13 protein-coding genes are annotated in these 15,022 nt (G+C 40.8%); 3 read left to right on the top strand and 10 right to left on the bottom strand.

Features of this window, described 5'->3' with window-relative positions; genetic code table 11:
• Nucleotides 1-126 precede the first annotated feature (126 nt).
• The 4 genes from K2F26_RS04525 to ebsA all read right to left on the bottom strand — a co-directional run bounded on the left by K2F26_RS04525 (nucleotide 127) and on the right by ebsA (nucleotide 3,154).
• Nucleotides 127-546, bottom strand: coding sequence for an MAPEG family protein (locus K2F26_RS04525; protein WP_220610519.1), 420 nt, complete (start codon nucleotides 544-546; stop codon nucleotides 127-129).
• A 138-nt stretch (nucleotides 547-684) separates the two neighbouring features.
• The gene (locus K2F26_RS04520; protein ID WP_194053021.1) at nucleotides 685-1,188 is read right to left on the bottom strand and encodes a DNA recombination-mediator protein A; all 504 of its coding nucleotides are present in this window, start codon (nucleotides 1,186-1,188) and stop codon (nucleotides 685-687) included.
• Nucleotides 1,189-1,435: 247 nt separating this feature from the next.
• Nucleotides 1,436-2,530, bottom strand: coding sequence for a phosphotransacetylase family protein (locus tag K2F26_RS04515; RefSeq protein WP_194053023.1), 1,095 nt, complete (start codon nucleotides 2,528-2,530; stop codon nucleotides 1,436-1,438).
• 255 nt (nucleotides 2,531-2,785) lie between these two features.
• Nucleotides 2,786-3,154: a type IV pilus biogenesis protein EbsA gene (gene ebsA / locus K2F26_RS04510; RefSeq protein ID WP_220610518.1), complete on the bottom strand. Its 369-nt coding sequence runs from the start codon at nucleotides 3,152-3,154 to the stop codon at nucleotides 2,786-2,788.
• A 575-nt stretch (nucleotides 3,155-3,729) separates the two neighbouring features.
• Here ebsA and K2F26_RS04505 point away from each other — a divergent pair.
• Nucleotides 3,730-5,133 carry a glycosyltransferase family 2 protein gene (locus tag K2F26_RS04505; protein ID WP_194053026.1) on the top strand — a complete coding sequence of 468 codons (1,404 nt, stop codon included), beginning with the start codon at nucleotides 3,730-3,732 and terminating at the stop codon, nucleotides 5,131-5,133.
• A gap of 124 nt (nucleotides 5,134-5,257) precedes the next feature.
• On the opposite strand, the gene K2F26_RS04500 is transcribed toward K2F26_RS04505, so the two are convergent.
• From K2F26_RS04500 to K2F26_RS04485, 4 genes are all read right to left on the bottom strand, one after another.
• Nucleotides 5,258-5,545: a hypothetical protein gene (locus tag K2F26_RS04500; RefSeq protein ID WP_220610517.1), complete on the bottom strand. Its 288-nt coding sequence runs from the start codon at nucleotides 5,543-5,545 to the stop codon at nucleotides 5,258-5,260.
• A complete protein-coding gene (locus K2F26_RS04495) occupies nucleotides 5,508-5,867 on the bottom strand; it encodes a DUF6972 family protein (RefSeq protein ID WP_220610516.1) in 360 nt (119 codons plus the stop codon). The genes K2F26_RS04500 and K2F26_RS04495 overlap by 38 nt, the downstream gene beginning before the upstream one ends.
• A gap of 122 nt (nucleotides 5,868-5,989) precedes the next feature.
• Nucleotides 5,990-10,579 carry a tetratricopeptide repeat protein gene (locus K2F26_RS04490; protein ID WP_220610515.1) on the bottom strand — a complete coding sequence of 1,530 codons (4,590 nt, stop codon included), beginning with the start codon at nucleotides 10,577-10,579 and terminating at the stop codon, nucleotides 5,990-5,992.
• Nucleotides 10,580-10,666: 87 nt separating this feature from the next.
• Nucleotides 10,667-10,993, bottom strand: a complete 327-nt coding sequence (locus K2F26_RS04485) for a hypothetical protein (RefSeq protein WP_220611774.1) — start codon at nucleotides 10,991-10,993, stop codon at nucleotides 10,667-10,669.
• 116 nt (nucleotides 10,994-11,109) lie between these two features.
• Here K2F26_RS04485 and K2F26_RS04480 point away from each other — a divergent pair, with 116 nt between their 5' ends.
• Nucleotides 11,110-11,469: a VOC family protein gene (locus K2F26_RS04480; RefSeq protein ID WP_220610514.1), complete on the top strand. Its 360-nt coding sequence runs from the start codon at nucleotides 11,110-11,112 to the stop codon at nucleotides 11,467-11,469.
• Between the two features lie 269 nt (nucleotides 11,470-11,738).
• The gene (purH, locus tag K2F26_RS04475; protein WP_220610513.1) at nucleotides 11,739-13,274 is read left to right on the top strand and encodes a bifunctional phosphoribosylaminoimidazolecarboxamide formyltransferase/IMP cyclohydrolase; all 1,536 of its coding nucleotides are present in this window, start codon (nucleotides 11,739-11,741) and stop codon (nucleotides 13,272-13,274) included.
• A 448-nt stretch (nucleotides 13,275-13,722) separates the two neighbouring features.
• Here purH and K2F26_RS04470 read toward each other — a convergent pair whose 3' ends face one another.
• Both K2F26_RS04470 and K2F26_RS04465 read right to left on the bottom strand, forming a co-directional pair.
• Nucleotides 13,723-14,406 (bottom strand): lipoate--protein ligase family protein, encoded by a 684-nt coding sequence (locus K2F26_RS04470; protein ID WP_220611773.1) that lies wholly within the window; start codon nucleotides 14,404-14,406, stop codon nucleotides 13,723-13,725.
• A 107-nt stretch (nucleotides 14,407-14,513) separates the two neighbouring features.
• Nucleotides 14,514-14,993 carry a YbjN domain-containing protein gene (locus K2F26_RS04465; RefSeq protein WP_220610512.1) on the bottom strand — a complete coding sequence of 160 codons (480 nt, stop codon included), beginning with the start codon at nucleotides 14,991-14,993 and terminating at the stop codon, nucleotides 14,514-14,516.
• Nucleotides 14,994-15,022 lie beyond the last annotated feature (29 nt).

The raw sequence follows: 15,022 nt of genomic DNA, 5'->3' as shown, positions 1-15,022 counted from the left end.
ATTGAATGTGAAATGTTTAATTTGGTGATTGGTGAGCCAATTTTGGATTTTGGATTTTGGATTTTGGATTGTATATAACCAACTGCAATCTAAAATCTAAAATCTAAAATTTTGTTCACCTATCACCTATCCTGAAACTTTCATGATACTCAAATAGAAGAGAGTGCCAGAACTAAAAGAGCCAATACCAAACATGAGCGATCGCAAAATGGGGATATTGGCAATATAAAAAATAGAGTATAGTAACCGAGCGGGGATAAAGGCGATCGCTGCCATTGCTGCTAAAGGAGTATTCACCCCACAGACATAAGCCATTAGAGATGCAGCACTGAAAATTATGAATGCCTCAAAAGAATTTTGATGCGCCCAGGTAGCTCTTTGGGCATAAGGAGGCAATTTATCAAACATGGCACGAGGGGCAGATAAATCAAAACCAACCTGCGCCCGACCGTAAGCTACGAATAAAAACGGTACATAAATGAGAACTGCGGCGGCAGCAATAGAGTACAAAAAAATAGCAGGTATAGGTAGTTGCAATAGGGACATTAACCTAATAAATACTGGTACTGGTAGTAGTTTTTAGTGAGCGCAAAGGAATACTGAGTAATTTAGATAAAACATTACCCAGTACCCACTGGTAATTACCCATCTCTATCATTAGCGGTGTGGAGACTGCGTTTCACTTTAATCAAAGTAGAACAGTGTCACCACTTTTCTTTGTTCTTCTGCTTCTCCACAGGTTTGTAGCAGGGTGCGACTGTCGTGGAAAGCAAAGCAGATGAGTTGCTGACAACGGGAGACAATCTCCTTGTTGCACAGGTAGCTGGCCTCAGCCAAAGATAGATTATCATTACTGGGATTTTCGACTAGATGCATAACCTGCTCTAGTTGTTGGCGTGATTCATGGGGCTGACGTTCCAGGCTTTGGGGTAGGATGACCGTCAATAAGTTCGGGTCAGCCCGTGTTGCGCCCTTGATGGCAGCAGAATTAGTACCTGTAGCACCGGAAGTAATGATGCGATTGCCCGATAAAACTAGGGCATAAGTCATCATTTCAATGAGATTTTGATGAGTAATTGGCACATGACGAGAACCCAACAAGGCGATTCGTTTGGAACCTGTTTGCTGGATTGTCGCCAGTTCCTGCGCTAATGTATCAAGGTTGATGAGTTCTGTTGACTGGCTCAAAGATGGAGGTGATCAGATTAAACAACCTAGATATTCTATCAAACAGCGTGTAAGTAAGAAGCCAACTAGAGTTACAGATTTCTCTGTTTTCTTGATTATTTTGTTAAGTAACAAAAGATTGTGTTGATGGCAGTGCTTTAACAAAATAGGTAGTTGGAAAAAATTACTGTTCACTGTCAGGCTTTGGAAACAGGCAATGGTAGGATTTACGCTGGTGATTAACTGGTAATTTGGGTCAATAATCCGACTAAGATAAAGCGGCTGCTGGTTTGACTCCTAGTTGAGATAAGAAACGGTTAATGTCAAAATGTTCGGACATTAATTGGCTAATGCACTCTACTTTGAGAGGTTCGTGGACACGAACTTGTCCGAAAGTGCGGTCAACAATTTCCACTGTGGTTAAGGTATCGAGGTCAACAGATAAAATTGGTATTTCTAATTCTTCGGCGCGATTGAGAATAAAGGCGGGAGGGGGTAGTTGTCCGGTGAGGATCAGGCATTGGGTAGAAGTTTCTAAAGCGGCTTGTTGAATTTCCACGCGATCGCCTCCTGTGACTACTGCCTTGTTACGGCGTTTGCGGAAATATTTAACGGCGGCATTGACATTCATCGCCCCAATGGCCAAGGTTTCCACTAATAAATCTAGGCGATCGCTGCGACAGAGAACTTCAGCCTGTAATTGTTTTACCAGTTCTCCCACGCTGACGCTACGGAGCAAGTCGCTTTTTGGCAACATTGCTAATACAGGAATGCCTTGCTCTTCCAAAAATGGACGTAAGAGATTATGACCTGCTTCTAATTGTTCGGTGGGAACTTCATTAATAACAACACCAACTAGGCGATCGCCTATCAATTTCTTGGCAGATAACAACGCCTCTACCGTAAGCAGGGATTTATAACGATGTACCAATAGCACACCCCCATCTAAAACTTCAGCCACTTCCAGTAAGGACAAGCCAAATAAATTACCTTCTGGTAAATCACCTGGTCCTTCCAACAGCATCAAATCACCCCGTGGTATTTGTAAATAATGCTGTACCAGTGACTGCTGATAATCAGTTTTGTCTTCACCACGTAAACGTTTTTGGACACTGACCTCATTTAAAGCCAGTAAGGTGGGTGCAACACGATTTTCTGGCAGTTTCAAGCTGTGAGAAATAAACTGGACATCTTCTTCCACTAAGCTACCATCGGCGGACTGCACACAATTACCTAAAGGTTTACCGTAGGCTATATCCAATCCTTTTTGCTTTAGCTGATGAGACAAACCCAAAACAGTTGCGGATTTACCACTGTAAGTCTCTACTGATCCAATCAGCAAATATTTAACAGATGTTGGCACGCCATGCACTCCTAATTTCAAACGTCTGTTGAACCCAGCCAGGTGTTTCCTAATTTTAGCTGAAGCAACAGAAATCGCTGATTTTGGGGATTGGGGATTGGGGACTAGGGACTGGGGAAGAAAATTTTAGATTTTAGATTTTAGATTTTAGATTGGAGTTAACAAAAACAATCCAAAATCCAAAATCCAAAATCCAAAATCCAAAATACATAACTTCTGCCTCCTGCCTCCTACCTCCTGTATGCTGATTTACTCTTATATCCGCAGTAGTTTGCGGTAAAAAGCTGTAGAAAAATCACTAACTTTTTGGCGTTTATAATTTTCTATAAGTTCAATCAAAAAATTAATAAACTCATAACTGGCCATCATTACTTCATAACTTAATTCAGCATTGCTATCAAACTGAATACGGCAACGGGTGAGGTCTGAGGGTAATGTCCCAACGTTCCAGGTAGCGATGAAAGGAATATTGTCACTACCTTCTATTTTGCGATGTCCTTCAACAAAGCCTTTTTGATAAAGACTGATGGCATAAGGCAAGAAATTCCGTTTGCTTTGCTGGATGTAAGGCAGATAGAGAGTAGCTTGCTGTTGACTCACAGGTTGAAGTTGGTCGATAGACATCGTTGACAATTCCTCAACTTAGCTAGGTTTATGGGATATTGAGTTGTAATCAATATCCCATAAGTATGTGATTTCACACACTTTAAGAAAAATATTTGCTGTAGCAAGAGGCAAGAGTCAGGAGTTGTCAGTCAAACCTCTTGTAGTCATATTTTTTTGATCTGCTATATAAAACCTAGACAAAGCTAGACTTTACTTTCTACTTCAACGGGAGCATGGGAGCGGTTATCCCTCTGTAGACTTTCACGGTGTAGCCCAACGCGATTGTGTTCCAATTAACTTTCTGAAAAAGACTACCACCATCATTGCTTGGTTTTCGCGTCGGCAATAGTCTCAATTCAATACTTGATATCACCGTATTATATATCAAGTAGTTGATTTTTTCCTGAAAATATATTGATTTTTGTCAATATAAGTATAGTTTTGTCTATTAAATTGTCAACTTAGGACAAGCTCAAAAAGCGACAGGTTAAATCAGTCGGGATAAAGCGCATTGCTAAATACCTAATTGTGGGTTTTCTGCTGTAAAAACTGTAAACTTTAAACAAATAGTGGTTTTTTACTTAAATTAAACTATGCCAGCGAATTCCTGGCCGGAAAACGACGCTTACAACGAAAATTCTGACCCTCTTAACTCCCTGCTGTCTGACCTTTCAACAGAGGAGGAGTTAACGGAAGGGATCAAGACTGTTTATTCTTCATCGCGCTTTCAAGGACGTAGACCCAAAGCTGCCCTCATGTTAACTGTGGTTTGGGGTGGAACTATTGCTTTACATTTGGTTTCCTGGGGTTCTATTTTTATTCTTGGATTGACGGCAATTTTAAGCATTCATGCTTTCAGGATTATTTTTGCTAGACCCCGCCACCATCATAAAGAAATACAGGGAGATTTACCCCGTGTTTCTGTGTTGGTGGCTGCCAAAAATGAAGAAGCGGTCATAGGCAGATTAGTGAAAAATCTTTGTAGTTTAGAATATGCTAATGGTGAATATGAAGTCTGGATTATTGATGATCATAGTACGGACAAAACACCACAGTTATTAGCAGAACTACAGGAAGAATACAAGCAACTCAAGGTTTTCAGACGTTCTGCTGATGCTATTGGCGGTAAGTCTGGGGCTTTGAATCAGGTATTACCTATGACTAAGGGCGATATTATTGCGGTGTTTGATGCGGATGCCCAAGTTAACCCAGATTTATTGTTACAGGTTGTGCCTGTGTTCCAAAGGGAACAGGTGGGGGCGGTGCAGGTGCGAAAGGCGATCGCCAACGCTAAGGAAAATTTCTGGACTAAGGGACAAATGGCGGAAATGGCTGTTGATACTTGGTTTCAACAACAAAGAACCGCTATTGGTGGACTGGGTGAACTGCGGGGAAATGGTCAATTTGTCCGCCGTCAAGCTTTGGATAGCTGTGGTGGTTGGAATGAGGAAACTATCACCGATGATTTAGATTTGACTATCCGTTTGAATTTGGATCAGTGGGATATTGAATGTATGTTCTATCCCCCTGTACAGGAAGAAGGTGTAACTACTGCGATCGCCCTTTGGCATCAACGTAACCGATGGGCTGAGGGTGGTTATCAACGTTATTTAGATTACTGGGATCTAATCCTCAAAAACCGCATGGGAACGCGGAAAACTGTGGATTTACTGATTTTTCTGCTGATTATGTATATTTTACCGACAGCAGCAGTACCCGATTTATTAATGTCTGTAATTCGCCATCGTCCACCCATTTTAGCCCCTATTACTGGTTTATCAGTAACGATGTCTTTTGTGGGGATGTTTGCTGGGTTACAGCGCACACGCCAAGATCAAAAAACATCTAATTATTTGGTGTTACTTCTGCAAACCATTCGCGGCAGTATTTATATGTTGCATTGGTTGATGGTGATGAGTAGCACTACTGCCCGGATGTCGGTTCGTCCTAAAAGGCTGAAGTGGGTGAAAACTGTACATACTGGGGCTGTACATTAAGAAAAGCAAGATAGGTAGGGTGTGTTAGTAACGCATCCTACAATTTTTTTACTAATTTTTTTTAAACGAACCACATCATCTAAGGATTTCAATGTTTTCAAGGGATTCACTTTCTCTTTTAATCTTAATCATCAGAATCTTGTTGTAAAATACGACTATTCAATCGCTCATATTCATCCTCTAGTAGCCACATTTTAGCGGCTTCATAATTGTCACTGCTAAAGATAATTTTATAGTTTTGTGCAGGGTTATGAATACAGAATTTTCCTGATTGTTCTTTGACTAACATCAGAATATAAGGAGGAGATATTAGAGTATCTACCCAGATTTCTGCAAACTCCCATTCAGTTTCTTGTTCTGATATTTGAGTGATTTCAGTAGGTTGTACGGGGTTTTGTGCGAGGTATGACATGATACTTACCTGTAGTTTTCTTAATTTTTATTTCACCGTAATGCAGGGGGATTCGAGTACCGTCTGCTTTTAGTATATAACCAATTGGTTCAGTAAAATATAATCCATATCGCTCATATTTATCTTCTGTATCTTCTATTCCTGTTGGTTCTCCTCTAAGTTTTATCTCAGATGCAACTCTTTCCATTGTTTGTTGATCGTTAAAGAGAAAAGCTAGTCCTTCGGTTTCAAGTTCTCTTTGGGATTTTTTTGTTCCGGGAAGATGTTTTTCAATCAGACTGGTTCTGGTTTCTAGGGTAATTTCACGATCAATTCCGCTCATCTTAATTTGTTATTGCTGGCGATAAAATTATACTATAAAGTGTTATATCTTCATCGCAAATTGACTGATAAAACGCAGATTTTTTACAGCATTATCAAAATTTGGAAGTTTAATAAAATACCTTAACTCTTTGCCATTTGTTGCACATCGTTGATAATTCCCCTCACTGTCTCAGCATGGGGAGATTTGATTTGCTGCAATATCTCTAAAGACTGGTGTAAATATTCAAGTGCAGTCACAAAATCTTTTTTTTGTGCTGCAATCAAGCCTAACATTGTTAATTTTAACGGTTCAGCTTGGACATCACCAATACTTTCATTGATTTCTACGAACTGCTGAAAGAGGGCGATCGCTTCATCTCTTTTACCTGTGTCCGCGTAGATCCTAGCTAAATTGTTCAAAGTTGCAGCTTTAGTTTTGACATCCCCAATGCTTTCAGTAAGCTTTAAAGACTGTTGGTAGAGGGCGATCGCTTCTTCGACTTTGCCTGTGTCCGCGTAGATACTAGCTAAATTGTTCAAAGTAGCGGCTTTCCCTTGCACATCCCCAATGCTTTCAGTAAGTTGTAAAGACTGTTGGTAGAGGTCGATCGCTTCTTCGATTTTGCCTGTCTTGGTGTAGATAATAGCTAAATTGTTTAAAGTAGAGGCTTTTCCTCGGACATTCCCAATGCTTTCATTGATTTTTAAAGACTGCTGGTAGAGGGTGATCGCTTCTTCGATTTTGCTCGTCTTGGCGTAAGTACGTCCTAATCCTTGCAAATTAGCGGCTTTTCCTTGCACATCGCCTGTGCTTTCATTGATTTTTAAAGACTGTTGGTAGCAGGCGATCGCTTCTTCGATTTTGTCTGTATCCGCGTATATATAACCTAATTTGTGCAAAGTTGCAGCTTTTCCTTGCACATCCCCAATGCTCTCATTGATTTCTAATAACTGTTGGTAGCAGGTGATCGCTTCTTCGATTTTACCTGTCTTGGTGTAGTTAATAGCTAACTTTTTCAAAGTTGCAGCTTTAGTTTTGACATCCCCAATGCTTTCAGTAAGTTTTAAAGACTGTTGGTAGAGGGCGATCGCTTCCTCTATGTTACTTGTGTTGGTGTAGATACTAGCTAAATTGTTCAAAGTTGCAGCTTTAGTTTTGACATCGCCAATGCTTTCAGTAAGTTTTAAAGAGTGTTGGTAGAGGGCGATCGCTTCCTCTATGTTACCTGTGTTGGTGTAGATACTAGCTAAATTGTTCAAAGTTGCAGCTTTAGTTTTGACATCGCCAATGCTTTCAGTAAGTTTTAAAGAGTGTTGGTAGAGGGCGATCGCTTCCTCTATGTTACCTGTGTTGGTGTAGATAATAGCTAAATTGTTCAAAGTTGCAGCTTTAGTTTTGACATCCCCAATGCTTTCACTAAGTTTTAAAGACTCTTGGTAGAAGGTGATCGCTTCCTCCATATTACCTGTGTTGGCGTAGATATAACCTAATTGGTGCAAAGTAGTAGCTTGTCCTTGCACATCCCCAATGCTTTCACTAAGTTTTAAAGACTCTTGGTAGAAGGTGATCGCTTCTTCGATTTTGCCTGTGTTCTCGTAGATATAACCTAATTCGTGCAAAGTCGAGGCTTTAGTTTTGACATTGCTAATGCTTGTATTGATTTTTAAAGACTGCTTGTAGAGGGTGATCGCTTCTTTGATTTTGCCTGTGTTCTTGTAGATAACACCTAATTGGTGCAAAGTCGAGGCTTGACCTTCGAGATACCCAATGCTTTCAGAGATTTCTAAAGACTGATGATAGAGGGCGAGTGCTTCCTCTATTTTTCCCGTGTCCACGTAGATACCAGCTAATTGGTACAAATTAGTGGCTTGACCTTCGAGCTTGCCAATGCTTTCATTGATTTCTAAAGACTGCTGGTAGAGAGCGAGTGCTTCCTCTATGTTTCCCTTGTCCACGTAGATACCAGCTAATTGGTGCAAAGTTGAGGCTTTAGCACCAGCTAATTGGTCCAAGAATAGTGAAGACTGGGGATAGTCAGCGATTTCATCCTCTATTTTTTTATGGATTTCTAAAGACTGCTGGTGGAGGGCGATCGCTTCCTCTATTTTTCCAGTTTTGGTGTAGATACGAGCTAAATTGCTCAAAGTCGAGGGTTGACCTGGGAGATTGCCAATGCTTTGATGGATTTCTAAAGACTGCTGGTAGAGGGTGAGTGCTTCCTCTGTGTTTCCCTTGCTGGCGTAGATATTAGCTAAGTTATTAATAATTACCGCTTTTGTGGTGTTATCTGTTGGTAGACAGAGTTCTAATGCTTGTTGATAATGTTGCTGTGCTTGTTGAGTGTCTCCAAGTCTTTCTTCAGATCGTGCTAGTTGATGCAAAATGTTATAGTCTCTAACTATGTTTAAGGTAGAGTTGCACAGATTTAAGGTTTCACGAAATCGCCTAGTATTCATCCACTTCTGTGTTAAAACCATTCCTACTCTTGAAGCAATTTCCCCTTGTTCCCCTAACAACCCTAACCGATGAATTTCTAGGCATTCTTCCTCTGTTGAAGTTTCTGCTTCTTCCAACCACAGACGATACAACACCTCAGCCGCTTGTTGATGCAGGGTTTTTACATGAGTGGATAACGTCAACGGCAAAATTCTCGGTACTCGCAATGACTCATCAGGACTAACTTCCAATAATCCCAACGCCACCGCCCGATTGATATAATTTTCCAAATAGGGGATATTTTCACAAACTGCGGTTAATGCTTCCCTGGGGACTGGTAACTCAAACACCAAACCCTGTGACAACATTTCCCCCATCGTTGCATCCATTTGTTGCAGCAAAGCTTCAGCTAAAACCTGTTCTCGCAACTCCACCGCATCAACTTCTAAACGATTGAGAATTGCAATTTGGTCAACTGTGGAATTTTGCAAAATCTTATCCAGCCATTCCAACAAGCGAGGATTTCCGTCTGCTAACCTCCGCGCTTGAGATTTCAACGCCTCATCTACCTGCGAGGATGTTTTAAAAGCCTCAAGACGACTACACTTTTTTCTTAAATCTGCCCCCCGCATTCCCTCCAAGGGCTGTTTATAGAAATACTGCAACTGGCTAAATTCAAAATCATAACGACAGGTGAGAATTAAACGATGTTTGGTGGATGTTTCCCGAATTGCCCAAACCAAAGCTGTTAAAACCTCTACCGCTGATGTTTTCAGGACAAAGCTATCTTGACGCGGTTCTAAATTCTCCTCAAAATCATCCAACACCAACAAAAACGGCTTTTCCCCAGCGTCCCACAACTGCTGAAATATCCGCTTTAATCTAAATCTCAATTCCTCATCAGGATTTTGTAGCCGTTTCCGTTGTTCGTCATCATCCAAGTCTTTCACTAACAGATCAACTAAACTCGGTTCATCAATTCTCCCCATCAAGACAACAGGCTTAAAAATCGGGAGTCTGTCACAAAGTCTAGCTGCTAAACTACTTTTACCTAAACCACCCATCCCATAAATTAACACCCCTATTTCTTCCGTTGATTGTGTCAGCGTCCTTAAACAACTTTGCAACTGACGACGACGACCGACAAAACTTTCACGGGTGGGGACTTTCACTTTTCCCGCAGGATCTAAAAATTCCGTACTTACAGAAAGCGGTGGTGCAGGTTTCCTTCTCGGAGTCCGCAATGGTGTCACCAATTCCCCTGGTAAACTATCCGCCGCATATAATCGTAATAAATGCCAATCCCGCGCCTTATTTTTGATTAATGTTTTATAGGTAATTGCCACCGCTTCGGTGATTTGCTTTCCGGCGGCTAATTCTCCATATAATGTCGCTGCTGCTTCTGTTGCTTCAACTGCTGAAACTGCTTGTCCCCATCCTAAAACGGCTTTTGCACCAGCATTCAGCAATTCTTCCGCCATTGAAGGTACAGAACCATAATTAGCATCCTTACTTCCAGCTTGTCCAGTGCGACAACCAGAAAGGAAAATCAATTTGGGTAATCGGAATTGTAGTGCTTCTTTAATATCTTCTGCACTAGCATAATCAGCTTCTCCGGTTTCCGTTTCGGTAATAAATTGGGGTTGTCCATCGCTAATTGTGGCATGACCGGTAATATGGAAAATATCAAAATAATCTTTTCCGTAATCATCCACTAAATAACCCAACTCAGATAAACAACCGCTTTCTTCTACTGTCAAAGCTAAAGGTTGTCTTTCCGTCGCTTCCAGAATTCGCGCTTCTTCTGCTTCATAATCTAATATGGGTTCTACTCCTTGGGGAGAAGTAGCCATAAATAAAACTTGTAAAGCGCGGTTTTCTGGGTTGTTCTCCACAGACAATGTTTTTACAGAGTCCGATGATACCCACCGCACAGGAATAATTGACTGTTGAACGAGAAAGGTTTTACCATCGTGCAGGACTTCCCAAGGTAAATGGGCGAGTTTTTCGGCTGTTGAAATGGCTAAAATGATTCCTTGACGCTGATATTGATTGATGAGTTTTTGTAACCATCTGTCAGTCCCATCTAACCAGTTATACAGCCTTAACCCAGTCACTGCATAATCTTCAGCAAATGAGGAAACGTAATAATCTCTTTCTGCTAACTCAATTAAATCGGTAATTTCGCCCAGAAGGAGTGTGCGGTTTTCGTATTGGTTGTAATTATTAGTAAAGTAGCGTAACTCTACATAATTACCGACAACGGCTTTCAGGTCAAGGTGAAGAATCTGCACGATGTTATAATTCTCAGAATTTAAAGATAAACGAACCGCAGAGGCGCAGAGAACACAGAGAAATGAGGGTTTGAGAGATATTTCTGTTTAAGATTCTAAAATTTGGCGAATTTGCTCAATTGTAGCATTTTCTAACAATAATCGTCTACCGTTGCGGCCGACAATCAGAACTTTAGCAATCTTTTTACCAGATTGTTTTTGTTTATACTCTTGATACCATTTGCGAATTTGTTCAGCAATGGCCAGAGTTCCACCCACAAGACCAATTATAGTGGCTACAGTGGTAATTACTGCCTCTTTTTTCACCTCTTCTGAATTTACGGTATAGTTACCAGTTATGCCCTCAATTGCCAAAAGTTCCTCTGTAGCTTGGATGGCATCTTCACCTTCAATCGCAAATTTAATTTCCGTCATAATTGCATCTACAATTGCTATATTAATAGTTTTTATCACAAAACCAAAATCATAATAACACCTACTTGATAATCAAGCTCCATAAATAAATATACCCACTATCATATCACCCAAAAATGCAAATTACCCAAACTCTCCACACCGCCATCCTCGTCACCGACTTAGAACGCTCAGAACACTTTTATGGCACAATATTAGGACTAGCAAAAATTGACCGCACCCTTAAATATCCCGGTGCATGGTATCAACTCGGTAACTATCAAATACATTTAATAGTATCCCCATCCGTCCCCACAGAAAACCAAAACGAAAAATGGGGACGTAACCCCCACATTGCATTTTCAGTTGTGGACTTAGAAGCAGCAAAAACAGAATTACAAAGTCATAATTACCCATTTCAAGAAAGTGCTTCCGGTCGTCCTGCCCTCTTCACAAAAGACCCAGATGGAAATATTATTGAATTGAGTCAACAATAATATTATTAGGAGTCAGGAGTCAGGAGTCAGGAGTCAGGAGTCAGGAGTCAGGAGTCAGGAGTTAGAATATTTGGTGATATCAGCAATATATAGATATTAATTACGCAAAATCTCTCTTATACCCTCTTCTCTTCGTGTTCTTCGTGTCTTCGTGGTTCATTTCTTCCTCTTTCCTCTGTGGTTCGTTTTTCCGTATTTCCCAACAGCACCCCATTAGGTACAATAATCATCTATTTGCAAAACTGTAATCCAAAATAAACAGGGGAACTATGGCGCGTCTAGCATTGCTGAGTGTATCTAACAAAACTGGTATAATTGACCTAGCCCGCAGCTTGGTTGAGGAATTTGGCTTTGATATCATCAGCAGTGGGGGAACAGCCAAAACCCTGAAAGATGCGGGAATTACTGTTACCAAGGTTTCAGATTATACAGGCTCACCAGAAATATTAGGCGGTCGGGTAAAAACACTCCATCCCCGCATACATGGCGGTATTTTAGCACGGCGCGATGTTGAGCAAGATGTCAAAGATTTAGAAGATAACCAAATTCGTCCTATTGATCTCGTCGTCGTTAACCTTTATCCTTTTGAAGAAACCATTGCTAAACCTGGTGTCACCTTAGCAGACGCAGTAGAACAAATTGATATTGGCGGTCCGGCAATGTTACGCGCTTCATCAAAAAACTTTGCCCATCTCACAGTATTATGTGATCCGGCTCAATATGATGAGTATTTACAGGAATTACGCCAAAATGGTTCTGCTTCTTTAGAATTTCGTCAAAAATGCGCCTTAAAAGGATTTTTGCACACTGCAAGTTATGATAACGCCATTGCAGCTTATCTAGCGGGTACGCAAAGTGAAGGTTTACCAGAAACTTACACCGTTTCCGGTACACAAATTCAACCTCTGCGTTATGGAGAAAACCCCCATCAACCCGCAGCTTGGTATCAAACCGGAACTAAACCCACAGGTTGGGCAGCAGCAACTAAACTGCAAGGTAAGGAACTCAGTTATAATAATTTGGTAGATTTAGAAGCTGCACGACGCATTATTGCTGAATTTACCGCAAGTCCAGCAGCGACAATTATTAAACACACTAACCCCTGTGGAACTGCGGAAGCAGAAAGTATTTTCGACGCTTATCAAAAAGCTTTTAATGCTGATTCTACCTCAGCTTTTGGTGGTATTGTGGCTTTAAACCGGGCTATTGATGCAGCCACAGCGACGGAATTAACGAAGACATTTTTAGAATGCGTGGTTGCACCGAGTTGTGATCAAGAAGCCCAGGAAATTTTAACTAAGAAAGGTAATGTCAGAGTTCTGATTTTACCAGATTTGCTCACTGGACCCAAAGAAACTGTAAGAGCGATCGCTGGCGGTTTCCTAGCGCAAACTGCGGATGATATCGTTGCAGATACCGCTAAATGGCAAGTTGTCACCAAACGTCAACCCACACAGGCAGAATTAGCAGAATTGTTGTTTGCTTGGAAAGTTTGTAAACACGTTAAATCTAATGCTATTGTCATCAGCAAAGACCGGACAACTTTAGGCGTAGGTGCGGGACAAATGAACCGGGTAGGTTCGACAAAAATAGCAGTTGAACAAGCAGGAGAAAAAACCCAAGGTGCAGTTTTAGCCAGTGATGGTTTCTTCCCCTTTGATGATACCGTGAGAACCGCAGCCGCAGCGGGAATTACTGCTATTGTGCAACCAGGGGGAAGTCTGCGAGATAAAGACTCTATCAAAGCTGCTGATGAACTGGGTTTATTGATGGTTGTAACTGGTGTGCGGCACTTTTTACACTAATTAGGAGTTCAAGGAGTCAGGAGTCAGGAGTCAGGAGAGATGCGGAGATGGGGAGATGGGGAAGAAAGGGAAGTTAATAACCCAGTCCCCAGTCCCCAGTCCCTAACATTAGTGCAGTTTTGAAAGTGTCACTCACAATACTTGTTTTTTAAATTAGCAGTGATAACTTAACCATTGTGTGTGAGGAGCAATGTTGAATATAAAAAACGCTTGGGGTGGAAACACGGTAACACTCCCAGGCGTTTTTTATTTGGCTGTATTTTCCCTGCAAACGATATATTTAATTTACTAATATAAAATTTCCAAGAAAACTCTTGCTATTCTATTGAACCAGTGATATATTCTAGTTGTGTGTGAGGAGCAAAGTTCAAAAAGCGTCTGGGGTGGAAACACGGTAACACTCCCGGACGTTTTTTGCATGAGATGAAATATAAAAAAACAATATTTATTAATATTGTGCTTTTGCTAAAATTTCTTCCCATTCAATTTCAGAAAGTGGTTGTATTTCAACCTGCATATTAAAACTATCAGAAGCTGCATCAGTTAAAGTATTAATGATCGTTTCTTGATCTAAATTTTCAGGTAGTTTCACAGGTGTAAAAGTATCTTTCCCAAATACTTGTTGAAATAAATCCCCATTTGGGTGTAAAATTATAGAACCATGTTGTAAGATTGCCTTTCCCCGTCGCAGTTGGGCGCTACCAATTAATTTACTGCCATCTGCTAAAATTAAATCTGCACCTGTAGCAGTTGCAAAACAGTTAGGGTTGTGAATATAACCACGGCCAGCTTGACCGTAGTTTAACTCTACACCGAGCGATCGCCATCCAGCAATCAAAAATTCACAAATCTTGGTATAAGCTTGTAACCGACTACCCGGTATTCCCGAAGTGATGACTGCGTAAGTTAAATCACCTTGGTGTAAAACTGCTCTACCACCACTAGGACGACGTACCAAATCAAGTTTATCACCATTCTCAGTGAAATTAGTGGATAAATTTTCCCAAAATTCCGGGTATTTTTTTTGATGATAACCCAAAGAAATCGCAGGAGGCGACCAAGTATAAAACCGCAGAGTGGAAGGATGTTTTCCTGACTCATGCTGTTCTAGCAACCATCTGTCAACTGCCATTTGTATTTTACCAGCAGCCGCAAAACAAGGAATTAGTCGCCAAACCTGTTTTACCACAAAATCTAAAATCCAAAATCTAAAATTCAAAATCTAAAATCTAAAATTGCCTATGCTATACCATAATCTGCAATCAAAGGCTCATCATAATTATCGGCGATAGTGGCCACAATAGTAATGATCCGGGAAATTTCCCCTGGTGACAATTCTGCTACAGTGCGTGTGGAAATGACAACTACTTGGTTTTCAATTATGCCAAAACGAGCTTCCAAGGTAACAGTACAGTTCAACTCTAACAGATAACGCATTAATTTGGGTTCATCTTTAGCGGGTAATTTCAGCACCCCAGCCCAAACCGTGATAGTATCTTCATCACTAGGACCTGTGAGTTGTACGAATACTTCCACTGTTCCATATTTAAATTTCCACAGATAAGCGCCATCTGGTGAATGGCTAACCATTGCGCTTTTATCTTCTTCTAAGGTGCTAATGACATTTTCAATTAATTCTACATGATTAATACTGGATGTTTCGGCAATGAGTTCATCAACTAATTCATCAGGAGTGAGAGTTTCTTGGTAGCTTGTCATACAGATTTTTTCCTCAATATAGTTACTGC

The sequence above is a fragment of the Sphaerospermopsis torques-reginae ITEP-024 genome, from assembly GCF_019598945.1.
In the GTDB taxonomy this organism is placed as follows: domain Bacteria; phylum Cyanobacteriota; class Cyanobacteriia; order Cyanobacteriales; family Nostocaceae; genus Sphaerospermopsis.
Note: the sequence above shows the minus strand (reverse complement) of the source record. Positions and strands in the feature narration are given on the sequence as shown.

Excerpts from the sequence above, each read along its gene's own strand:
- K2F26_RS04485 (WP_220611774.1), bottom strand. The coding sequence starts at position 10,993 with ATGACGGAAATTAAATTTGCGATTGAAGGTGAAGATGCCATCCAAGCT.
- K2F26_RS04495 (WP_220610516.1), bottom strand. The coding sequence starts at position 5,867 with ATGAGCGGAATTGATCGTGAAATTACCCTAGAAACCAGAACCAGTCTG.
- K2F26_RS04525 (WP_220610519.1), bottom strand. The coding sequence starts at position 546 with ATGTCCCTATTGCAACTACCTATACCTGCTATTTTTTTGTACTCTATT.
- K2F26_RS04470 (WP_220611773.1), bottom strand. The coding sequence starts at position 14,406 with ATGGCAGTTGACAGATGGTTGCTAGAACAGCATGAGTCAGGAAAACAT.
- purH (WP_220610513.1), top strand. The coding sequence starts at position 11,739 with ATGGCGCGTCTAGCATTGCTGAGTGTATCTAACAAAACTGGTATAATT.
- K2F26_RS04505 (WP_194053026.1), top strand. The coding sequence starts at position 3,730 with ATGCCAGCGAATTCCTGGCCGGAAAACGACGCTTACAACGAAAATTCT.
- K2F26_RS04480 (WP_220610514.1), top strand. The coding sequence starts at position 11,110 with ATGCAAATTACCCAAACTCTCCACACCGCCATCCTCGTCACCGACTTA.
- K2F26_RS04465 (WP_220610512.1), bottom strand. The coding sequence starts at position 14,993 with ATGACAAGCTACCAAGAAACTCTCACTCCTGATGAATTAGTTGATGAA.
- ebsA (WP_220610518.1), bottom strand. The coding sequence starts at position 3,154 with ATGTCTATCGACCAACTTCAACCTGTGAGTCAACAGCAAGCTACTCTC.
- K2F26_RS04500 (WP_220610517.1), bottom strand. The coding sequence starts at position 5,545 with ATGTCATACCTCGCACAAAACCCCGTACAACCTACTGAAATCACTCAA.